The sequence below is a fragment of the Pseudomonas sp. LB3P14 genome (assembly GCF_054898045.1).
This window is the reverse complement of record NZ_CM142714.1, coordinates 6,210,278-6,230,532: the sequence shown is the minus strand read 5'-3', so window position 1 is coordinate 6,230,532 and position 20,255 is coordinate 6,210,278. Positions and strand designations below refer to the sequence as shown.

Here is a 20,255-nt window from a genome sequence, read left to right as displayed (position 1 = left end):
CGGCTGAGGCCGGGCATGTACGTCCTTACTTGCGGGGTTTGATCCGCGCGGTCGCTTCGGCCACCAGCGGATCATCCGGCCAATAATGCTTCGGATAACGCCCTTTCAAATCTTTCTTCACCTCGGCATACGTGCTGCGCCAGAAGTTCGCCAGATCCTGGGTCACCTGCACCGGTCGCCGCGCCGGGGACAGCAGATGCAGTTTGACCACCTGCCGGCCACCGGCAATGCGTGGGGTCTCTGCCAGGCCGAACAACTCCTGCAACCGCACCGCCAGAATCGGCGGCTGCTCGCTGTAATCCAGACGAATCGACGAACCCGACGGCACGCTCAAATGATGCGGCGCCAGCTCATCCAGCCGTTGCGGCAGGGGCCATGGCAGCAGGTTATGAACGATGCTCGACAGGTCCAGATTGGCGAAATGGCTGAGCCGCGAGACTTTGCCCAGATACGGCATCAACCAATGTTCGAGGCTTTTGAGCAATGCAGCATCGCTGACATCCGGCCATTCACTCTGATCTTTACTGCTGAGGTCCAGCTGTCGCAGCAACGCCACTCGCGCTTGCCACTGACGCAGTTCCGGGGTCCATGGCAGCAGCTCCAGACCTTTACGTCGCACCAGATTCACCAACGCCTGACTGCGGGCCGTTTCATCGAGACCGGTCAGCGGTTCACGGCTGAGGATCAACTCGCCAACCTTGCGCTGCCGCTCGGCGCGCAACACGCCTTCGCGCTCGTCCCAATCCAGTTGATCGACCACGCGAACCTGCTCGGCCAGCACCGAGTCGAACAGCGCCGGATCGAAATCCGCCGCCAGATAAATGCGTTCTTCACGCTGGCCCTGACGACTGCCGAGGTCGGCGATCACCAGCCACGGTTGCTTCATCAAACTGTCGGCTTCGGCGAACAGCGCTGCGCGACCGTTAGCCAGGCGATACTCCGCGCCACCGGCACGACGCTGCTGGGCAACGCGGTCGGGATAGGCCAACGCCAACAACGCGCCGAGCCAACGCGGATGATCCGGATCGCTGACAGGTTCCGACGCTTTACCCCGCAGGTAACCGCGAAATTGCCGCGCCAGTTGCCGGGCACGTTGAACGCCACCCTGAGCGCCGCGTGCGGCCCGTTCTTCGCCGGACAACAGCACCAATCGGCTGTGCAGATCCGCCCCGGCGCCACGCAAAATATCCCGCTCACCGAGCAATGCCGCAACATCGCACGCCATGTCGGCCAAGCCGAGTGCCTGACCGCGTAACAGCAAATGGGCGATGCGTGGATGAGCCGGCAGTTCGGCCATGGCCTGACCGTGACGGGTCAGCGCTTCTGCGTCCAATGCACCCAAGCGCTCCAGCAGATCTTGAGCCTGTGCATAAGCCGCCGCGGGCGGTACGTCGAGCCAAACCAACTGTCCCGGCGTAACGCCCCAGCGACCGAGTTGCAAGGCCAGGCCGGCAAGGTCCGCCGAGAGGATTTCCGCGCTGGCGTAGGCCGCCAATTGTTCGTGCTGATCCTGCGACCACAACCGATAACACACGCCCGGCTCCAACCGCCCTGCCCGACCCGCACGCTGAGTGGCGCTGGCACGAGAGATACGTTGGGTGTCGAGGCGGGTCATGCCGCTGCCGGGATCGAAGCGCGGCACTCGCGCCAACCCGGCATCGATCACCACGCGCACGCCGTCGATGGTCAGACTGGTCTCGGCGATGTTGGTGGCCAGCACCACTTTGCGTTTTCCGGCCGGTGCCGGATCGATTGCGGCGCGTTGCGCGGCCAGATCCAGTTCGCCGTGCAACGGGCAAAGCAGTACCTGTGTGCTCGCGCCCAGCGCATCGGCGAGTTGTTGATGCACGCGACGGATTTCCGCCTGCCCTGGCAGAAACACCAGCACGCTGCCGGTTTCGTCATTCAGTGCTTCGAGAATGGTCTGCACCAAACGCGGCTCGATGAATTCACCAGGCTGGAACGGTCGGCCCCAGCGCATCGCCACCGGGTACATACGGCCTTCGCTGCGCAGAATCGGCGCGTCATCGAGCAACCCGGCCAGGCGTTCGCCTTCCAGCGTGGCCGACATCAACAGGATTTTCAGCGGTTGGTCGTCGCGGAACAGCTCGCGGCCATTCAGACTCAAGGCCAGCGCCAGATCGGCGTCGAGGCTGCGCTCGTGGAATTCGTCGAAGATCAGCAGGCCAACGCCTTCGAGCGCCGGGTCGTCCTGCAAGCGCCGAGTGAGAATACCTTCGGTGACCACTTCAATGCGGGTGTTGGGGCCGACTTTGCTGTCGAGACGAATGCGATAACCGACGGTTTCGCCGACCTTCTCGCCCAGCTCACTGGCCAGCCGCTCCGCTGCTGCTCGTGCGGCCAACCGGCGCGGTTCGAGCATCAGAATGGTCTGCCCGGCCAGCCAGGACTCGTTGAGCAAGGCCAACGGCACGCGGGTGGTTTTACCGGCACCGGGCGGTGCTTCGAGCACGGCTTCGTGGCGTGTCGCCAAGGCATCACGCAGGGCGGGTAAAACTTCATCAATCGGCAAGGAAATCATGCTGGCTCCAAAACAGAGGGCCGAGTATAACGGCGAACTGCTCGGCGTTAATCACGGTCCTAATTCATACAGGCGCCCTTTCGTTTTGAAATTACCCAGGAGATTTCATATGCGTGTTCCCTTTCGCTTGATTGGCGGTGTATTGGTCGCGACGTTGCTGACCCAGGTGACCGCTTGCGGATCGATTTTCTACCCTGACCGTCGCGGTCAGATCGATGGCAAGATCGACCCGGCCATCGCCGCGCTCGATGCCGTGGGTCTGCTGTTCTACATCATCCCCGGCCTGATCGCGTTTGCCGTGGACTTCGCCACTGGCGCGATTTACTTCGAGCCCGGCAAGACCGCCCAGGTGGCCCCGGAAAAACTCAAGGAAGCCATCGGCGCCGACGGCAAGGTCGATAACCACAAGTTGCAGACTATTCTCGAAACCGAACTGGGACGTAGCTTCCCGCTGGACGACCCGCGTCTGATTCAGCACAAGGGCAGCACCCAGCAACTGGCCATGTTTGGCCTGCAACCTGCCGCATAATCCGTGCCTGTGAAGGATCACTCAAAGGAATCGCCGCCCCTATGATCGCAAGCTCCGAACACGCCCGCCTGCTGCGGCTGGCGACCCGCGCCTCGGTGGCGGTGGCGTGCACGTTGATCGTCGCCAAAGCCATCGCCTGGTGGTTGAGCGGTTCGGTGAGCATGCTCGCCGGGCTGACCGACTCGGCCCTCGACGGTGTCACTTCGCTACTCAACCTGCTCGCTGTGCATTACGCCTTGCGCCCGGCCGACGACGATCATCGGTACGGGCACGGCAAAGCCGAGTCGTTGGCGGGCATGGCCCAGGCGTTGTTCATTGGTGGCAGTGCGGTACTGATTGCCTTGCAGGCGATCGATCGACTCAAACACCCGGAACCGGTGGGGGCGCCATGGATCAGTATCGGGGTGATTGTGTTTTCCCTGGTGCTGACGCTGGCCCTGCTGATGTTGCAACATCGGGTCGTCAAGGCGACCGGCTCCAGCGCGGTGCGCGCCGACTCTCTGCATTACCGCTCGGACATGCTGCTCAACGGCAGCATTCTGGTGGCGCTGGTGCTCGCCGGGTTTGGCTGGCATCAGGTCGACCCTTGGTTTGGATTGGCGATCGCCCTCTACATCCTCTGGAGCGCGATTCAGATCGGCCGGGAAAGTTTTACGGTGCTGATGGATGAAGAACTACCGTCAGACGTCAGCCAGCACATGCTCGAACTGGCCTGTAGCGTACCGGGAGTATTGGGGGCGCACGACTTGCGCACACGGATTTCGGGGAGCCAGTGGTTCGTGCAGTTGCACCTGGAATTGCCGGGGGATTTGACCCTGTCAGTCGCTCACGGCATCAGCGATCAAGCCGCCGATGCCATTCACGCTGCCTACCCGCGAGCCGAAGTGCTGGTGCACGCCGACCCGCAGGAAGTGGTGCAGGCCACCCCGGCTCAGTAACTCACCTGATAACCGCGACTGCTCAGGCAGTTGCCCTGGGCCTGGCGGTAGGCTTGCACCACCGACGGGTCCGGCTGGTAGGTGGCCGTCCGCGGATCGAAGCCACTCTGCTGCACTGCGTATTGATAGCACTCGTAACCGTCCTGGTTGACCTGCTCCGGCGACTGACCATTGGCCGGATACGCCACCACGTCATAACTATTGCTGACCGGTTGCGGCTGCGGTTGCACGGGCGGCTCGACCACGACGTAATCCTGAGTGCTTTCTTCGTAGGCGTAGTAAGAGCCGGCCGCGAGGAATAACAGCGCACCGCCGATCCACACTTCACGGGCGTAATCGGGCATGTAGTGGACACGAATCCCGCGTGGCGGCTGCACCACCACATAACGCGGGCCGAGCGGGCGATACCAGTAGCCGCCGGAGTAGAAGTAATCCTGACCACGATACGGCACGCGGTAATCCCGGTCCGGGAAGCGATCGATCACATGACCGGGTCGGTACTGCGGGCCGGAGCCCCAGCCATTACCGTGCCCATCCGGACGACCGGACCAGCGATGGTCATCGGGACGCGGACCGTTGTTCTGCCAGTGCTGGTTGTTATCGCTGCGCCGCGGAACGTCCTGATAGTAACCACGCTGCGGCTGCTGGGTCTGGCGCACGGTGTCAGGCCGGCCCTGAATCGGCAGGTCATTGGCCGGTAGTTGCGGCGGTGGCGGTGACGGTCGAACCGGACTGTTGTAGTCGTGCGTCTGACGGTTCTGCTGATTCTGGCCGTTGTGCTCGAACTGACGGCTGTTGTCGCCACGAATGATGTCGTTGTTCTGCTGACGCGGCTGATTCTGCTGCGGATTGTTCTGCGGCCGTGGCTGATTATTGCCGCCATGGCCCTGATTGTTTCCCTGATGGCCGTCCGAGCCATGTTGTCCACCCTCGGGACCCCGGTTTTGCGGCTCATCGGCCAGCGATTGCGCAGTGACACTGATACACAGCAAACCAACACCGGCCAAACGCCAGATGCGCGACTTCATGCTTTTCCTCACTGCGGGTTAGGGCCTGTACGTAAGACTGGGAAAGCACCGGCCGGTTCTGCAACAGGTTATCAGTCATGCAACTTATTTATTGAGCGGCTTCACCAAATTCCGGGCAAAAGAAAAGGGAGACCCGTCGGCCTCCCTTTGAGAACTTCGTCCGTGCTCGACGCTTTTGACGTCGGCTCACCTCACGCCGTCTTGTGGACAGTGTGTAGCTCGGGGGCCGGCACATCCCCTGTGGGGGTGGCGACCGCAGCTGGCCTGATTAGGCGAGCCGCTGTGGACTGTTTGTCCGAGCAGTGATTCTGGTGATAAGAATAGGCTCGCGGTGCCAGCAGAGGATTGCGAAGATTGCTCAAATAAACATCACTTGCGCAATTTTTAACCCTGGATAGATAATCCACCGCAATAGTTATGACAAAGGCCTGATTGATGAGCAAACTCGACCGATACGACCTGAGCATTTTGGCGGAATTGCAGCGTGACGCGCGCATCTCCAACCAGGAGCTGGCCGAACGCATCGGCCTGTCTCCCTCGCCATGCTCACGGCGGGTCAAGCAGCTGGAAGACGACGGTTACATCTCCCGCCAGGTAGCCCTGCTGGACCGCAAGATGCTCGGCCTGAGCCTGACGGCTTACGTGTTGATCGGTATGGACCGACACACGCCGGAGCGTTTCGAAAACTTCGAAGCGGCCATTCGTACCTTGCCGCAAGTGCTGGAGTGCAGCTTGGTGACCGGGATGGATGCCGACTATCAGCTCAAGGTGGTGGTGCCGGACATGGACCATTATCAGAAATTGCTGCTGGGGCATCTGACCCGGATTGAAGGGGTGACGAGTGTGCGGTCGAGTTTTGTGTTGAACCAGGTGCTCAACAGTACCGAGTTGCCGCTGACTCATCTGCGTGGCTGAACCATTCCCCGCGCTGATCGTTCCCACGCTCCGCGTGGGAATGCATCCTGTGACGCTCTGCGTCACGATCCACAGCGGACGCAGAGCGTCCATGGCGGCATTCCCACGCAGAGCGTGGGAACGATCACTAACAGGGCGACGAATAGCTGCGGCACACCGCCGCAGGTCAATGCTCCGCCAATCCGCCTTGGCGTATACTCGCCCCGCCCTTTTTAGCCTCGCCCGCGCTGGAGATGTTCGATGGATCCTGCAGTATTCGAAGAGTGGATGATGACCGGACTGGTCAGCATCCTGATCATTTTCATGGGTTTCATCGTCTGGGATCTGGCGAAGAAGTCCAAGGCGGGCAAGTTCGGCACCCTGATTCTGTTCTTCGTGCTGGGCCTGGGGATCTTCGCGTTCATCGTCAAAAGCGTGGTCATCGCTTACATCGAAAACCATTCATAACCGCGCCGGCACTTCCTTCCACTGGCCCTGATCAAGCCCTTCGATCGACCAGTCGCCGATTCTGACCCGCACCAGGCGCAACGTCGGCAAGCCAACCGCCGCGGTCATGCGCCGTACCTGGCGGTTGCGACCTTCGCGAATCACCAGCTCCAGCCAACTGGTCGGCACACTTTTGCGAAAGCGCACCGGCGGGTTGCGTGGCCACAACTGCGGCTCATCCAGTTGCCGCGCCTCGGCCGGCAACGTCATGCCATCGTTCAGCTCGACGCCATCGCGCAAGCGCTGCAATTGCTCGGCGTTCGGCTCGCCTTCCACTTGCACCCAATAGGTCTTGGCCAGTTTGTGTTTCGGATCGGCGATCCGCGCCTGAAGCTGGCCGTCGTTGGTCAGCAACAGTAAACCTTCGCTGTCAAGGTCCAGTCGTCCTGCCGGGTAAATCCCGGGAATCTCGATGAAATCCTTGAGCGTCGCCCGCCCTTCGCCGTCGCTGAATTGCGTCAGCACATCAAAAGGTTTGTTGAACAGAATCAGCTTCGGCTCGGCCGGCGGCGCTTTGGCGACTCGGCGCGGGGCTGAGGAAGATGGCGCAGGCTTCACGCCAGGGCGGCGGGAAACGGGACGTTGAGGACGAGACATGGGGAAAACAACATCTAACGGTCAGGGCTGCTAATGCTAGTGCCCCGACCGCCAAATGACCACGACAAACCGTTAGCGGAACGGTGGTTCGTCGAAGCTGCGCAGTTTGCGCGAGTGCAGCGAGTTGAGCTCGGTGCGCAACAGGTCCACCGCCTCGATCCCGATCTTCAAGTGCTGGCTGACCGCGCGCTCATAGAAGGCGTTGGCCGAACCCGGCAGCTTGATTTCGCTGTGCAACGGTTTGTCCGAGACACAGAGCAACGTGCCGTACGGAACCCGCAAGCGATAACCTTGCGCGGCGATGGTGCCGCTTTCCATGTCCACCGCCACGGCGCGAGACAGGTTGATCAGCGGACGTTCCTGAGCCCAGCGCAATTCCCAGTTACGGTCGTCGTAGGTCAGTACGGTGCCAGTGCGCAGGCGCTTTTTCAGCTCGTCGCCCTTCTCACCGGTGATGTTGGCCGCCGCTTGCTGCAACGCCATCTGCACTTCGGCCAGGGCCGGAATCGGGATATTCGGCGGCACGACCCGATCGAGTATTCCGTCGCGACGCATGTAGGCGTGCGCCAGCACGTAATCGCCAATGGTCTGCGACTGACGCAAGCCGCCACAGTGGCCGATCATCAGCCAGCAATGCGGACGCAGCACTGCCAGGTGGTCGGTGATGTTCTTGGCGTTGGACGGGCCGACGCCGATGTTGACCAGGGTCACGCCATGGCCGTCGGTGGCGATCAGGTGATAGGCCGGCATTTGATAGCGGTGCCAAACCACGCCCGCCGCAATCGCCGAGGCTTCGCCGTGGTCCATGCTCTTTTCGATGATCACGTTGCCCGGCAAGACCATGCGCACGAAACGCGGATCGCTGCGCAACTGTTCCAGACCATGGACGATGAACTGGTCAACATAGCGGTGGTAGTTGGTCAGCAGAATCCACGGTTGCACATGACGCCAGTCGCTGCCGGTGTAATGCACCAGGCGGCGCAGGGAGAAATCCACCCGCGCGGCGTCGAACAAGGCCAACGGCAGCGGATCGGTGTTTTCCCAATCGTACAAACCGTCGGCGATGCCATCAGTCGCGGCCGACAGGTCGGTACTCGGGAACACCCGCGCCAGCACGGCTGCTGTGACGCCGGAGCCGGCCAGCTCATCGCCCTGCTCGACCACGTACGGATAAGGAATGTTTTGCTGGCTGATGCCAACTTCCACGGTCACGGTGAAGTCGTGCATCAACGGAACGAGTTGTTCCAGCAGGTATTTACGGAAGGCCGCCGGATGGGTGACGGTGACGCTGTAGGTCCCCGGCAACTGAACCTTGGCATAGGCGCGCGTGGTTTGTGGGACTTCGCCCTGGCAATGGTAGGTCAGACGCAGTTCTGGATAACGAAACATCGCACGCTGTTCGGCGTCCGGTTCGACACGATCCTTGAGGTAACGCTTGAGCGCCTGGTTCAGCGCGGTGGTTGCACGATTGTGCAAGAGCGCAAGCCGATCCACGGCTTGCTCGGCGGTTTGAACGACAATAAAAGCTTCGGTCACGATCAGCATCCTGTGTTCTGACTTGCAGACCTTCATCTTGCCTGCATCATCGCTTCACGGGAACAGCGAAAAAAGATCGCAGCCTTCGGCAGCTCCTACACAGGTTCGTCGTACATCCGTAGGAGCTGCCGAAGGCTGCGATCTTTTCACGTCTCAAAAACCTTGAGGAGTTGACCGGGCGACAATCGCTGCCACCTCCAGCCCTCGTGGCAACGCGCCATACACCCGACCGGCGGAACCGAGGCGGCTGGCAATGAACGCGTCACTGACGGCACTGTTGCCAGCCTCCAGCAACAGCTTGGCCTGAAGGCCCAAAGCAATATCTTCGGTGAGCTGGCGGGCGCGGTATTGAATGTCGCTGGTGTCCTTGAAGGCCGACTTCAATTGGCTGATGTGCACGGCCAGGCGTTGGTCGCCAAGGCCGTCACCCAATTCGCTGAACAATACGTCGAGCACACCCGACTCCTTCGACAACGCTCGCAAAACGTCGAGGCATTGCACGTTGCCGGAACCTTCCCACGTCGAATTGACCGGTGCCTCACGGTACAACCGCGGCAAGATGCTGTCTTCGACATAACCGGCACCGCCCATGCATTCGGCGGCTTCATTGATCATTCCGGGCGCGCGTTTGCAGATCCAGTACTTGCCTACCGCCGTGACTAGCCGAGCGAATTTGGCTTCATGGTCGTCATCCAGATGATCCAGCGCCCGACCCATGCGCAGGCTCAAGGCCAGGGCGGCTTCGCTTTCCAGGGCCAGGTCGGCCAGTACGTTCTGCATCAAAGGTTGTTCGCTGAGTAACTTGCCGCCGACCTTGCGGTGAGCGCAGTGATGGCTGGCCTGGGTCAGGGCCTGGCGCATCAGCGAACTGGAACCGACCATGCAATCGAAGCGGGTCATGGCGACCATTTCGATAATGGTCGGAACGCCCCGCCCCTCCTCGCCGACCATCCATGCCAGCGCACCACGGAACTCCACTTCACTGGAAGCGTTGGAACAATTGCCGAGTTTGTTCTTCAGTCGCTGTATGTAGAACTGATTGCGCGTGTCGTCCGGACGGTGGCGCGGCAGCAGGAAACAAGTCAACCCCTTGTCAGTCTGGGCCAGGGTCAGGAAGGCATCGCACATCGGTGCCGAACAGAACCACTTGTGACCCACCAGCTCATACGCCTGGCCCGGACCACTGGCGCCGACCGGATAAGCCTTGGTGGTGTTGGCCCGCACGTCGGTGCCGCCCTGTTTCTCGGTCATCGCCATACCGATCGTGACCCCGGCCTTGTGGGCCATGCCGACATTGCGCGGGTCGTATTCGGTAGAGAGGATTTTCGGCAGCCACTGCTTGGCCAGATCCGGTTGCAAACGCATCGCCGGGACGCTGGCGAAGGTCATGGTCAGCGGGCAACCACTACCGGCTTCGGCCTGGCTGTGCAGGTAGGTCATGGCGGCGCGGGCGACGTGGGCGCCGGACTGCGGATGCACCCAAGGCAACGAGGTCAAACCGTGCTCGACCGCCGTGCGCATCAGCTCGTGATAGGCCGGGTGAAATTCCACCAGGTCGATGCGATGGCCGTAACGGTCATGACTGCTGAAAACCGGCTTGTTCTGATTGGCCAGGAACCCCGCTTCCATCAGCGGCCCGCCGGCCAGGGCACCGTAAGCGTCGATCCGAGACTCGGCCCACCCGGCCCCGAAACGCCGCGACCACTCCTGCAACGGCAGGTCGATGCGATACAGGTTGGTGCCGTCCAGCGACGGTGGCTGGTTGGTGACTTCGTGGGTTTCGGCGAACTGATGCAGGTTCATGACGGGGCTCCTTTGGTCAGCCAAGGGACTTCAGTTAAGCACCGCCCCTTAGCTGAACAAAGTGTCATATCTGCCTAACTGTCGGCGCTTTCGCCTTGCTTCGGACACAGCACGCGACGATAGAGCGCTGCCTGCAGGTCTTCGAACTTCACCGGCTTGTTCAGGTAATCGATCAAGGCGCCGGTCGGGTAGCGTTCCCGATCAATGCTCAAGGCAATCACGAATACCGGCATTTCGGTGCAGCCCGGCAACGCGCGGATCTGGCAACAGAGGGACGCGCCGTCCAGAGGTGTTAGCTGGCAATCGAGCAATACCGCATCAAAGGTTTCGCGTTGCAAGTGATCGAGCGCGCTAGCCCCATTGTCGGCGGTGCGCACCCGGAACCCCAGCTTGAGCAACATCCCGCGCATCACCAATTGATTGATGCTGTTGTCATCAACCAGCAGCACCCTGCAGTCCTGAGGCAGTCGCAGGCGAGGAAATTCCCGGGTCATCAAGGGCACTGACGGCCGTTCCACCACGGGCAGTTCGAACTCGACGTCGAGCTGGAAGCGGCTGCCCCGCCCAGGCTCTGAGCGGTGAGTCAGGCGCCCGCCGAGCAACTCCACCAGTTGCCGACAGATCGCCAGGCCGACGCCCAGACCGCCATATTCTCGGGTCATTGAGCCGTCGAGCTGGAAGAACCGCTGATAAAGGGTCGCCTCCCCCAGATCGGTGAAGCCGATGCCGGTGTCGATCACCGCAAACGACAGTGCCAGTCGGTTGGGCTCCAGGGGTTTACCCGTCACCCGCAGCGCTAACCCGCCAATTCGAGTGAACTTGATCGCGTTATCCAGCAGGCATTCCAGGCACTGCGCCAACTTGGCGCTGTCGCCGTGCAAGCGATCCGGCAGCCCCGCCGTCACGTCGACTTTGAAGTCCAGCGACTTGCTCAGAGCGTTGCCCTCGAACTGCAGGCGCAAAGCCTCAACCACGCCGCGCAAACTGAAGGTGGCCGGATAGGCCTTGAGTTTGCCGGCCTGCAACTCGGTCAGGGTCAGGATGCCGTTGACCATGCGCATCATGTCTCGCGCCGAGCCTGCGGCCGTTTGCTGGTAGTGCTCCAGCTCCGGGTCCATCTCGACGGTCTGCATCAGCTCCAGCGAACCGATCACGCCATTCATGGGCGTGCGCAGTTCGTGGGTCAGGGTGGCGAGGAATTCGTCCTTGAGCTTGTTACTGTGCGCCAGTTGCTGGTTCAGCACTTCGAGCTTTTGGCCGGCATCGAACAGGGTCTGCGCCTGTTGCTCGCGCATGGCATTGATGCGATCGGCCAGTGCCAGGGACAGCAGCGCCACTTCAATTGCCGAGCCGATCTGGCTGGAATACATGGTCAGGAACACGTTCGGCAGGTAACCCAGCACCATCAGGGTGTTGACGATGCCGCCGAGTAAAAACGCCGACCAGGCAATGATGAAATAACGCGCCACGCGCAGGCCACGCAGCCAGGCGAAAATCCCTGCGGCAAAAATCACCACAGTGAAGACCAATGCCAGCGCTGTCGCCAGACGCAAGGCCAGGGCGTAACTGGCCATCAATGACAACCCGACCACCACCGCGCTGAACGCAATCAAGGCCACAAGCAAGCGGTCGAGCCAACGACTGTACGTTGTGGTCTGCAAGAAACTACGGGCGAACTGGCTGCCGAAGAGCCCCGCGCAACCGATGAAAAACGGCGTGGCGGCGTTGGCCCACCACGGGTTGTTCGGCCAGAAATATTCCACGGCTGCGCCGTTTACCGACAACTGATACAGGCCGAACGAGGCGATGTAGAAGATGTAATAGAGGTAACTGGTATCGCGCACGCTGAGGTAGATGAACAGGTTGTAGACCAGCATGCCCAGCAACACGCCGTAGATCAGCCCCAACACATAGAGTCGGACCGGTTGTTGTTCGAGGAAAGCTGTGCTCGACCACAAGGTGACTGGCGCCTGGATCGACCCTTGACTCTGCAGGCGCAGGTACACGGTTTGCGCTTGATCAGCGGTGAAGTTCAAATCGAACAGGTAGTTGTTCTGGCGGATCTCGCGAGTGGCGAACGGCAAGGCATCACCGGTCTGTCGTGCCAGTTGATAGCCACCGGCAGCATCGGGCAAGTACAGATCAAGGTGATCAAGGGGCGGATAGGCCAGTTCCAGCAGCCAGGTGCGTTGCACCGCGGGGTTGGTGGGGCGGTAATGCAGGTCGATTTTCAACCAGAACGCTGAACGCGAGTAACCGGCGTTGAGGGTGTCTTTGTCGTGGGGCTTGAAGTTTCCGGCCGCGGCTTGCGCACGGACATCGGCGATGGTCGCCTGACCGCCCGCGTCTTCGAACACTTGCAGGGTTCGGCCCAGGGGAAGGCTTTGAGTGAATTCATCAAACTCGACTGCACTCGCCATGAGGGGCAAGCACAACAGCAACATCAGCAAATAGCGCATTTAAGCCCCAGCGTGGCCTGTCCGGTTATCTCAGGAAGCCCCTCATTCCTTTTGAGTAGACGTAAAACCGGTATTACCTGTTATTGGTTTGGATCCACTCTAGCATAGCCGTTGGTGGCCATTGAACACCATTGAAATTTTTCCTACAAAGGCTCTAGCACGGGCGTTCCAGCACCATGTTTTGAGATAGAGCTGTTTGCCCGATCAGAGTGCGACAATGGCCGGAAGGCGCACGCCTTTTCTCGTTCCAAAGCTTATTGGTCGACACCCGAAAATAGATGTTTGGTGGTAAGCTCGCGCACCATGAATATCTACAGCTCTCGCCCCGTTGTCCTCTGTCTCTCCGGCCACGACCCAAGTGGTGGCGCCGGCTTGCAGGCAGATATCGAAGCCCTGCTCGCTCAGGGTTGTCATGCGGCCCCGGCCGTCACCGCCCTGACCGTGCAAGACACGGTCAACGTCACGGACTTCCGCGTCCTCGACCGAGAGTGGGTGTTGGCCCAGGCCAACGCCGTGCTCAACGATTCGACGGTAGCCGCAGTCAAACTGGGCATGCTCGGATCCCTGGAAATGGTCGACACCGTGGTCGAACTGCTGTCGGCGCACCCGCATTTGCCGGTGGTCTGCGACCCGGTGCTGCGCGCCGGTGGCGGCGGACGCCTGGGCAAGGACGAAGTCGGCTACGCCATGCGCGAACGCCTGCTGCCCCTGTCGATCATCGCCACCCCTAATCTTCCCGAAGCCCGCATCCTCGCCGAACTGCCCGAAGGCACCGCGGACGAGTGCGCTGAAAAACTCCTGCCCTTCGTCAAACACCTGCTGATCACCGGCGGCCATGGCGATGAACACGAAATCCACAATCGCCTGTACAGCCGCGACGGTCACCGCGAAACCTTCACCTGCCAACGCCTGCCCGGCAGTTATCACGGTTCCGGTTGCACCTTGGCCAGCGCCCTGGCGGGTCGTCTGGCCCTGGGTGAAAACCTCGCTAGCGCCGTGCAGACGGCGCTTAACTACACTTGGCGTACCCTGCGTGACGCGGAGCAGCTAGGCAAAGGCCAGTTCGTGCCGCGTCGCCTGCCGCTGGATTTCTGTTCGTAACTTTCTATAAGCAATGCGGTGAGGCTTGTCCGATGAAACTACGTGGCCTGTACGCCATTACCGATAGCCAGCTGCTCGCCGGTAAATTGCTTGAGTACGTGGAGGCGGCGCTGGAAGGCGGCGTCACCCTGCTGCAATACCGCGACAAGAGCAGCGACGAAGCCCGCCGTCTGCGCGAGGCCGAAGCCTTGCGCGATCTGTGCGAGCGCTACAAGACCCAACTGATCATTAATGACGATGCCGAACTGGCCGCGCGCCTGAACGTCGGCGTGCACCTGGGCCAGACCGATGGCCCGTTGACCCCGGCCCGCGCGTTGCTCGGTCGCCAGGCGATCATCGGTTCGACCTGTCACGCTCAGCTCGAACTCGCCGAGCAAGCGGCGAAAGAAGGTGCCAGTTACGTCGCCTTCGGCCGCTTCTTCAACTCCAACACTAAACCCGGCGCACCGACCTGCAGTCTCGAACTGCTCGACCAGGCCCGCAGCAAACTGCACCTGCCGATCTGCGCGATCGGCGGCATCACGCTGGACAACGCCGCGCCGCTGGTGGCCCATGGGGTCGATCTGCTGGCGGTGGTCCACGGTTTGTTTGGCGCCGAGAGCACGGCTGAAGTGACGCGCCGCGCCCGCGCCTTTAACGAATTACTTAAAGTCTGATTTGAGAGCCCGATCATGTCTCGTTCCGAAACGCTGTTTGCCAATGCCCAGAAACACATTCCCGGTGGCGTGAATTCGCCTGTTCGGGCGTTCAAAAGCGTCGGCGGCACGCCGTTGTTCTTCAAACATGCCGAAGGCGCCTACGTCACCGACGAAGACAACAAGCGTTATGTGGATTACGTCGGTTCCTGGGGGCCGATGATTCTCGGTCACAGTCATCCGGACGTGCTGGACGCGGTACGCAAACAGCTTGAGCACGGATTGTCCTACGGCGCACCGACCGAGATGGAAACCCAGATGGCTGATCTGGTCTGCTCGATCGTGCCATCGATGGAAATGGTGCGCATGGTCAGCTCCGGTACCGAAGCGACCATGAGCGCGATTCGTCTGGCCCGTGGTTTCACCGGCCGCGACAGCATCATCAAGTTCGAAGGCTGCTACCACGGCCACTCCGACAGCCTGCTGGTCAAGGCCGGTTCCGGTGCCCTGACCCAAGGCGTGCCGAGCTCGGCCGGTGTGCCGGCGGCATTCGCCAAACACACCCTGACCCTGCCGTTCAACGACATCGATGCCGTAGACACCCTGCTCGCCGAAGTGGGCCAGGAAGTGGCGTGCATCATCGTCGAGCCAGTGGCCGGCAACATGAACTGCGTGCCCCCGGCGCCAGGTTTCCTCGAAGGCCTGCGGACCCTGTGCGACAAGCATGGCGTGGTGCTGATTTTCGATGAAGTGATGACCGGTTTCCGTGTCGCCCTCGGCGGTGCCCAAGTTCACTACGGCGTGACGCCTGACCTGACCACCTTCGGCAAAATCATCGGTGGTGGCATGCCGGTTGGCTGCTTCGGCGGCAAGCGCGAAATCATGTCGCACATCGCGCCATTGGGCCCTGTCTATCAGGCGGGCACATTGTCGGGTAACCCGCTGGCCATGGCTGCCGGTCTGACGACCCTGCGACTGATCAGCCGTCCGGGCTTCCACGCCGAGCTGAGCGACTACACCAGTCGCCTGCTCGATGGCCTGCAACAGCGCGCCGATGCGGCGGGCATTCCGTTCGTGACCACACAGGCCGGCGGCATGTTCGGCCTGTACTTCAGCGGCGCCGACGACATCGTGACCTTCGATGACGTGATGGCCAGCGACGCTGCCCTGTTCGGGCGCTTCTTCCACCTGATGCTCGAGGGCGGCGTGTACCTGGCGCCGAGCGCATTCGAAGCGGGCTTCACCTCGATCGCCCATGGCGAAACCGAGCTGAAACTGACGCTGGATGCCGCCGAGCGTGCATTTGCCGCATTGAAATAACGCTGTGCCGCTGACGTTGGCGATTGCCAGCGTCAGCTTTCACCTACATTCATGCCCTTATTCCTACGCTTCTGCTTAAGATCCCCAGCAAAGTGGGCGATATATTCCCCGCGCAGCAGAAAAACGAGTAAAGACTTTGTAAGGTTGGCCCTGCTTATTTCATAATGCGCGCTTATTGGATCCCCTCGATGGGTCCGCGCGCCCTTCAGAGGTAAGTCGATTCCCATGAACCGCACCGGCCGCGCCCTTGCATTGGGCTGCCTGTTGCTCCTTCAGCCCCTGCTCGCGCTCGCACAAGCAGGCGGCAACTCGTTGTTAATCCCAGCGATGGGTCGTTGCACCCTCAATACTCAGCCGCAAGACCTGGCGCAGGCTCTCGCCGCCTGCCAGAAAGCGTCGGATGAAGGGGATGCGCAAGCGCAATACGAGTTGGGTGAGTTCTACTACGACGGCAAAAACACGCCGCGCGACCTCAAAAAAGCCCTGGGCTACTTCGAAAAGGCCTCGTTGCAAGGCCACGCTCAGGCGCAGTTCAAACTCGGCACCATGTTCTTCCACGGCGAAGGCGTACCGGCCAATAACATCCAGGCTTATATCGTGCTGAAAATGGCTGCGGTCAATGGCGCTGAAGATGCGTTGGACACCGCCGACGAAGTCGCCGAGAAAATGCCCCGCGAAGAACTTGAGGTGGCTACCCAGGTGCTCGGGCAAATCTTCCGCAAGTACCTGATGGAATTGCAAAGCGCCGATGGGCGTACGCCGTTCTCGCCACTTCCCTGATTTCTGCGTCGAACTTTCTGGCCCCTTCGCGGGCAAGCCTCGCTCCTACAAGGGCAGCGCCAGTCCTGTAGGAGCGAGGCTTGCCCGCGAAGGGTGCGACTCGGTCTTGAGGCCTACTTCTCAGGCATCGGCATCGGAAACGGCATGACATTGCCGACCGCACCGCGGGCCTCGCTGATTTTCGGCGTACCGAGGCGCTCGACCTCGTCGATGCGCACGATCGAATGCATCGGCACAAAACTGCGCACAACGCCTTCGAACTGAGCCTTGAGTTTCTCTTCGCTCGGATCGACGACCACTTGCGTGCGCTCGCCAAAGACGAACTCTTCCACTTCCAGGAAGCCCCACAGATCACTTTGATAGATCTGCTTGGCATACATTTCGTACACCTGGCCCTGGTTGAGGAAAATCACCTTGTAGATTGGAGCTTCACGTTTGGTCATGGTGGGCGAGCAACACATCGGGGATAAAAATGAGGGCGCGAACTATAGCATAGCCGCCGGACGCACAGCGGTAGGAACCTTGGGACATGTTCCCTATAATGCGCGGTTCTTTGAATCACGTGATGACTCTTTCCCATGGCCAAGAAGCTTTACATCGAAACCCACGGTTGCCAGATGAACGAGTACGACAGCTCGCGCATGGTCGATCTGCTGGGTGAACATCAGGCCCTGGAAGTCACTGCCCGCGCTGAAGACGCCGACGTGATCCTGCTCAATACCTGTTCGATCCGCGAACGCGCCCAGGACCGTGTGTACTCCCAACTGGGCCGCTGGCGCGAACTGAAACTGGCAAACCCGGACATGGTCATCGCCGTCGGCGGTTGCGTGGCCAGTCAGGAAGGCGCGGCCATCCGCGACCGCGCTCCGTATGTCGACGTCGTGTTCGGCCCGCAAACTTTGCACCGCCTGCCGGAAATGATCGACGCCGCGCGCGCCACCAAACTGCCTCAAGTTGACGTCTCGTTCCCGGAAATCGAGAAATTCGACCACTTGCCCGAGCCGCGCATCGACGGGCCGAGCGCCTATGTGTCGGTGATGGAAGGTTGCAGCAAGTACTGCACCTTCTGCGTGGTGCCCTACACCCGCGGTGAAGAAGTCAGCCGACCATTCGATGACGTGATCGCCGAGATCATCCACCTGGCCGAAAACGGTGTGCGCGAAGTGACCCTGCTGGGGCAGAACGTCAATGGCTATCGCGGGACCACTCATGATGGTCGTTTGGCTGACCTGGCCGAACTGATCCGGGTGGTGGCCGCCGTCGATGGCATCGACCGCATCCGTTACACCACCTCACACCCGCTGGAATTCTCCGACAGCCTGATCCAGGCCCACGCCGACGTGCCGGAACTGGTCAAGCATCTGCACTTGCCGGTGCAGTCGGGCTCGGACCGAATCCTGGCGGCGATGAAGCGCAACCACACCGCGCTGGAATACAAATCCAAACTGCGCAAGCTGCGTGCCGCCGTGCCGGGGATCTGCATCAGTTCGGACTTCATCGTCGGCTTCCCGGGCGAGACCGAAAAAGATTTCGAACAGACCATGAAGCTGATCGAAGACGTCGGTTTCGACTTCTCCTACTCGTTCGTCTATAGCCAGCGCCCAGGCACTCCAGCTGCCGATCTGGCCGACGAAACGCCGGAAGAGCTGAAGAAAGAACGCCTGAATGCGCTGCAACATCGCCTGAACCAGCAAGGTTTCGAGATCAGCCGACAAATGGTCGGTTCGATCCAGCGGATCCTGGTGACCGATTATTCGAAAAAAGACCCCGGCGAACTGCAAGGCCGGACCGAGAATAACCGTATCGTCAACTTCCGCTGCGACAATCCCACGCTGATTGGCCAGTTTGCCGACGTGCACATCGACGCCGCCCAACCGCACTCGCTGCGCGGCTCGCTGTTGTAGGAGCGAAGCTTGCTCGCGAAGGCCGCGCCGCGATCTGTCTGACAGATCGCGTTATCGTTCTTCGCGAGCAAGCTTCGCTCCTACAGGACTGTGATCGACATTGGGTTATTTAAGAGCTTTCGCACCCAGCCCACTGGCGTTATCCTTGATTTCATCTTATTGCCCCAGGGCGGCTAAATACGACCTTGAACGCACCCATAGAACCACATCGTTTTATCCTCGAGCCCTTTGAGGCCCGTCGCTTCGCCAATCTGTGCGGGATGTTCGACGAGCACCTGCGCTTGATCGAGCAACGCCTGACCATCGAGATCCGCAACCGCGGAAACCAGTTCGAGCTGATCGGCGACCCCAAACACACCACCTCCGCGGAAAACCTCCTGCGCCGCTTGTACCGGGAAACCAAGGGTACCGAGCTGTCGCCGGACGTGGTTCACCTGTTCCTGCAGGAATCGGCCGTCGAAGAGTTGGACAATGTCTCCCCCTCCGAACCCTCCGTCGCCCTGCGCACCAAAAAAGGCATGATTCGCCCTCGCGGCTTGAATCAGTTGCGCTACGTGAAGGAAATCCTCGGTAACGACATCAATTTCGGCATCGGCCCGGCCGGTACCGGCAAGACCTATCTGGCCGTCGCCTGCGCGGTAGACGCGCTGGAACGCGAGCAGATTCGCCGCATCCTGCTGGTGCGTCCGGCGGTTGAAGCGGGCGAAAAGCTCGGCTTCCTGCCCGGCGACCTGTCGCAGAAGATCGACCCGTACCTGCGCCCGCTCTACGACGCCCTCTACGAAATGCTTGGCTTCGAACACGTCGCCAAGTTGATCGAGCGTCAAGTGATCGAAGTTGCGCCGCTGGCCTACATGCGCGGTCGCACCCTGAACAACAGTTTCATCATCCTCGACGAAAGCCAGAACACCACCGTCGAGCAAATGAAGATGTTCCTGACCCGGATCGGCTTCGGCTCCACCGCCGTGATCACCGGTGACATCACCCAGGTCGACCTGCCAAAAGGCACCAAGTCTGGCCTGCACCATGTTATCGAGGTGCTGAAAGACGTGCCGGGCATCAGCTTCACCCATTTCAAACCCAAGGACGTTGTGCGCCATCCACTGGTGCAACGCATCGTCGAAGCCTATGAGCGCTTCGAAAATCGCGTGGCCGATGAAGCCCCGAAGGATAGCCGCCGCGATGCTTGAGCTTGATCTGCAACTGGCTACCGAAGCGCCTGCCCCAAGCGAAGCCGAATTCCGCCAATGGTGCGAACTGGCCCTGCGCCAGCGCACAGCTGACTCCGAAATGACCATCCGTTTGGTTGATGAACCCGAAGGTCGCGAGCTGAACCACACCTGGCGGCAAAAGGATTATGCCACTAACGTTCTTTCGTTCCCCGCCGATGTCCCCGACGAATTTCTGGATATCCCGCTGCTGGGCGACCTGGTGATCTGCGTGGCGGTGGTCGAGCGCGAAGCTGTCGAACAAGGCAAGGCTCTCAAGGCCCATTGGGCGCATCTGGTCATTCACGGCTGCTTGCATCTGCTGGGTTACGACCATATAGATGACGACGAAGCCGAAGAAATGGAAGCACTGGAACGAACGTTGCTTGCAGAACTGGGCTATCCCGACCCTTATGCGGACGACGAAACAGACGCATCCCCCATCGTTACAACAAAGGATTCAGAGTAATCGCT

18 protein-coding genes are annotated in these 20,255 nt (G+C 60.6%); 11 read left to right on the top strand and 7 right to left on the bottom strand.

The window, feature by feature from the left end; translation table 11 throughout:
* Positions 1 to 25: 25 nt before the first annotated feature.
* Complete coding sequence (hrpB, locus tag ACYZT5_RS28515) at positions 26 to 2,542, bottom strand: ATP-dependent helicase HrpB (protein ID WP_462048346.1); 2,517 nt, start codon at positions 2,540 to 2,542, stop codon at positions 26 to 28.
* Positions 2,543 to 2,651: 109 nt separating this feature from the next.
* On the opposite strand from hrpB, the gene ACYZT5_RS28510 reads away from it, so the two are divergent.
* Together ACYZT5_RS28510 and ACYZT5_RS28505 are read left to right on the top strand one after the other, a co-directional pair.
* Complete coding sequence (locus ACYZT5_RS28510; RefSeq protein ID WP_415771593.1) at positions 2,652 to 3,071, top strand: polyribonucleotide nucleotidyltransferase; 420 nt, start codon at positions 2,652 to 2,654, stop codon at positions 3,069 to 3,071.
* A gap of 41 nt (positions 3,072 to 3,112) precedes the next feature.
* Positions 3,113 to 4,009: a cation diffusion facilitator family transporter gene (locus ACYZT5_RS28505; RefSeq protein WP_462048345.1), complete on the top strand. Its 897-nt coding sequence runs from the start codon at positions 3,113 to 3,115 to the stop codon at positions 4,007 to 4,009.
* On the opposite strand, the gene ACYZT5_RS28500 is transcribed toward ACYZT5_RS28505, so the two are convergent.
* Positions 4,003 to 5,037, bottom strand: a complete 1,035-nt coding sequence (locus tag ACYZT5_RS28500; protein WP_462048344.1) for a DUF6515 family protein — start codon at positions 5,035 to 5,037, stop codon at positions 4,003 to 4,005. The two genes, ACYZT5_RS28505 and ACYZT5_RS28500, sit on opposite strands and share 7 nt — an antisense overlap.
* Before the next feature lie 435 nt (positions 5,038 to 5,472).
* Here ACYZT5_RS28500 and ACYZT5_RS28495 point away from each other — a divergent pair, with 435 nt between their 5' ends.
* Together ACYZT5_RS28495 and ACYZT5_RS28490 are read left to right on the top strand one after the other, a co-directional pair.
* Positions 5,473 to 5,952, top strand: a complete 480-nt coding sequence (locus ACYZT5_RS28495) for an Lrp/AsnC family transcriptional regulator (RefSeq protein WP_054052470.1) — start codon at positions 5,473 to 5,475, stop codon at positions 5,950 to 5,952.
* A 240-nt stretch (positions 5,953 to 6,192) separates the two neighbouring features.
* Positions 6,193 to 6,399, top strand: coding sequence for a DUF2788 domain-containing protein (locus tag ACYZT5_RS28490; RefSeq protein ID WP_462048343.1), 207 nt, complete (start codon positions 6,193 to 6,195; stop codon positions 6,397 to 6,399).
* Here the strand turns inward: ACYZT5_RS28490 and ACYZT5_RS28485 are convergent.
* The 4 genes from ACYZT5_RS28485 to ACYZT5_RS28470 all read right to left on the bottom strand — a co-directional run bounded on the left by ACYZT5_RS28485 (position 6,394) and on the right by ACYZT5_RS28470 (position 12,833).
* Complete coding sequence (locus ACYZT5_RS28485) at positions 6,394 to 7,035, bottom strand: pseudouridine synthase (protein ID WP_462048342.1); 642 nt, start codon at positions 7,033 to 7,035, stop codon at positions 6,394 to 6,396. The two genes, ACYZT5_RS28490 and ACYZT5_RS28485, sit on opposite strands and share 6 nt — an antisense overlap.
* Positions 7,036 to 7,107: 72 nt before the next feature.
* A complete protein-coding gene (gene amn / locus ACYZT5_RS28480) occupies positions 7,108 to 8,607 on the bottom strand; it encodes an AMP nucleosidase (protein ID WP_462048341.1) in 1,500 nt (499 codons plus the stop codon).
* Between the two features lie 117 nt (positions 8,608 to 8,724).
* Complete coding sequence (locus tag ACYZT5_RS28475; protein ID WP_462048340.1) at positions 8,725 to 10,374, bottom strand: acyl-CoA dehydrogenase family protein; 1,650 nt, start codon at positions 10,372 to 10,374, stop codon at positions 8,725 to 8,727.
* A gap of 74 nt (positions 10,375 to 10,448) precedes the next feature.
* On the bottom strand, positions 10,449 to 12,833 hold the full coding sequence (locus tag ACYZT5_RS28470) for a 7TM diverse intracellular signaling domain-containing protein (protein WP_462048339.1): 2,385 nt from the start codon (positions 12,831 to 12,833) through the stop codon (positions 10,449 to 10,451).
* Between the two features lie 303 nt (positions 12,834 to 13,136).
* Here ACYZT5_RS28470 and ACYZT5_RS28465 point away from each other — a divergent pair, with 303 nt between their 5' ends.
* From ACYZT5_RS28465 to ACYZT5_RS28450, 4 genes are all read left to right on the top strand, one after another.
* Positions 13,137 to 13,934 carry a hydroxymethylpyrimidine/phosphomethylpyrimidine kinase gene (locus tag ACYZT5_RS28465; protein ID WP_008152868.1) on the top strand — a complete coding sequence of 266 codons (798 nt, stop codon included), beginning with the start codon at positions 13,137 to 13,139 and terminating at the stop codon, positions 13,932 to 13,934.
* Positions 13,935 to 13,966: 32 nt separating this feature from the next.
* The gene (gene thiE / locus ACYZT5_RS28460) at positions 13,967 to 14,590 is read left to right on the top strand and encodes a thiamine phosphate synthase (protein ID WP_462048338.1); all 624 of its coding nucleotides are present in this window, start codon (positions 13,967 to 13,969) and stop codon (positions 14,588 to 14,590) included.
* 15 nt (positions 14,591 to 14,605) lie between these two features.
* Positions 14,606 to 15,889, top strand: coding sequence for a glutamate-1-semialdehyde 2,1-aminomutase (gene hemL, locus ACYZT5_RS28455; RefSeq protein ID WP_462048337.1), 1,284 nt, complete (start codon positions 14,606 to 14,608; stop codon positions 15,887 to 15,889).
* A gap of 225 nt (positions 15,890 to 16,114) precedes the next feature.
* A complete protein-coding gene (locus tag ACYZT5_RS28450) occupies positions 16,115 to 16,669 on the top strand; it encodes a tetratricopeptide repeat protein (protein WP_449645734.1) in 555 nt (184 codons plus the stop codon).
* A 113-nt stretch (positions 16,670 to 16,782) separates the two neighbouring features.
* Here ACYZT5_RS28450 and ACYZT5_RS28445 read toward each other — a convergent pair whose 3' ends face one another.
* The gene (locus ACYZT5_RS28445) at positions 16,783 to 17,112 is read right to left on the bottom strand and encodes a DUF1820 family protein (protein ID WP_007894425.1); all 330 of its coding nucleotides are present in this window, start codon (positions 17,110 to 17,112) and stop codon (positions 16,783 to 16,785) included.
* A gap of 135 nt (positions 17,113 to 17,247) precedes the next feature.
* Between ACYZT5_RS28445 and miaB the strand changes: the two genes are divergently transcribed.
* The 3 genes from miaB to ybeY all read left to right on the top strand — a co-directional run bounded on the left by miaB (position 17,248) and on the right by ybeY (position 20,250).
* Positions 17,248 to 18,573: a tRNA (N6-isopentenyl adenosine(37)-C2)-methylthiotransferase MiaB gene (gene miaB / locus ACYZT5_RS28440; protein ID WP_462048336.1), complete on the top strand. Its 1,326-nt coding sequence runs from the start codon at positions 17,248 to 17,250 to the stop codon at positions 18,571 to 18,573.
* Positions 18,574 to 18,758: 185 nt separating this feature from the next.
* Positions 18,759 to 19,763 (top strand): PhoH family protein, encoded by a 1,005-nt coding sequence (locus ACYZT5_RS28435; protein ID WP_462048335.1) that lies wholly within the window; start codon positions 18,759 to 18,761, stop codon positions 19,761 to 19,763.
* Positions 19,756 to 20,250 carry an rRNA maturation RNase YbeY gene (ybeY, locus tag ACYZT5_RS28430; protein WP_462048334.1) on the top strand — a complete coding sequence of 165 codons (495 nt, stop codon included), beginning with the start codon at positions 19,756 to 19,758 and terminating at the stop codon, positions 20,248 to 20,250. Before ACYZT5_RS28435 ends, ybeY begins: the two co-directional genes overlap by 8 nt.
* Positions 20,251 to 20,255: the final 5 nt, after the last annotated feature.

Coding starts and splice junctions, on each gene's coding strand:
- hrpB (WP_462048346.1), bottom strand. CDS start 2,542: ATGATTTCCTTGCCGATTGATGAAGTTTTACCCGCCCTGCGTGATGCC.
- ACYZT5_RS28510 (WP_415771593.1), top strand. CDS start 2,652: ATGCGTGTTCCCTTTCGCTTGATTGGCGGTGTATTGGTCGCGACGTTG.
- ACYZT5_RS28505 (WP_462048345.1), top strand. CDS start 3,113: ATGATCGCAAGCTCCGAACACGCCCGCCTGCTGCGGCTGGCGACCCGC.
- ACYZT5_RS28500 (WP_462048344.1), bottom strand. CDS start 5,037: ATGAAGTCGCGCATCTGGCGTTTGGCCGGTGTTGGTTTGCTGTGTATC.
- ACYZT5_RS28495 (WP_054052470.1), top strand. CDS start 5,473: ATGAGCAAACTCGACCGATACGACCTGAGCATTTTGGCGGAATTGCAG.
- ACYZT5_RS28490 (WP_462048343.1), top strand. CDS start 6,193: ATGGATCCTGCAGTATTCGAAGAGTGGATGATGACCGGACTGGTCAGC.
- ACYZT5_RS28485 (WP_462048342.1), bottom strand. CDS start 7,035: ATGTCTCGTCCTCAACGTCCCGTTTCCCGCCGCCCTGGCGTGAAGCCT.
- amn (WP_462048341.1), bottom strand. CDS start 8,607: ATGAAGGTCTGCAAGTCAGAACACAGGATGCTGATCGTGACCGAAGCT.
- ACYZT5_RS28475 (WP_462048340.1), bottom strand. CDS start 10,374: ATGAACCTGCATCAGTTCGCCGAAACCCACGAAGTCACCAACCAGCCA.
- ACYZT5_RS28470 (WP_462048339.1), bottom strand. CDS start 12,833: ATGCGCTATTTGCTGATGTTGCTGTTGTGCTTGCCCCTCATGGCGAGT.
- ACYZT5_RS28465 (WP_008152868.1), top strand. CDS start 13,137: ATGAATATCTACAGCTCTCGCCCCGTTGTCCTCTGTCTCTCCGGCCAC.
- thiE (WP_462048338.1), top strand. CDS start 13,967: ATGAAACTACGTGGCCTGTACGCCATTACCGATAGCCAGCTGCTCGCC.
- hemL (WP_462048337.1), top strand. CDS start 14,606: ATGTCTCGTTCCGAAACGCTGTTTGCCAATGCCCAGAAACACATTCCC.
- ACYZT5_RS28450 (WP_449645734.1), top strand. CDS start 16,115: ATGAACCGCACCGGCCGCGCCCTTGCATTGGGCTGCCTGTTGCTCCTT.
- ACYZT5_RS28445 (WP_007894425.1), bottom strand. CDS start 17,112: ATGACCAAACGTGAAGCTCCAATCTACAAGGTGATTTTCCTCAACCAG.
- miaB (WP_462048336.1), top strand. CDS start 17,248: ATGGCCAAGAAGCTTTACATCGAAACCCACGGTTGCCAGATGAACGAG.
- ybeY (WP_462048334.1), top strand. CDS start 19,756: ATGCTTGAGCTTGATCTGCAACTGGCTACCGAAGCGCCTGCCCCAAGC.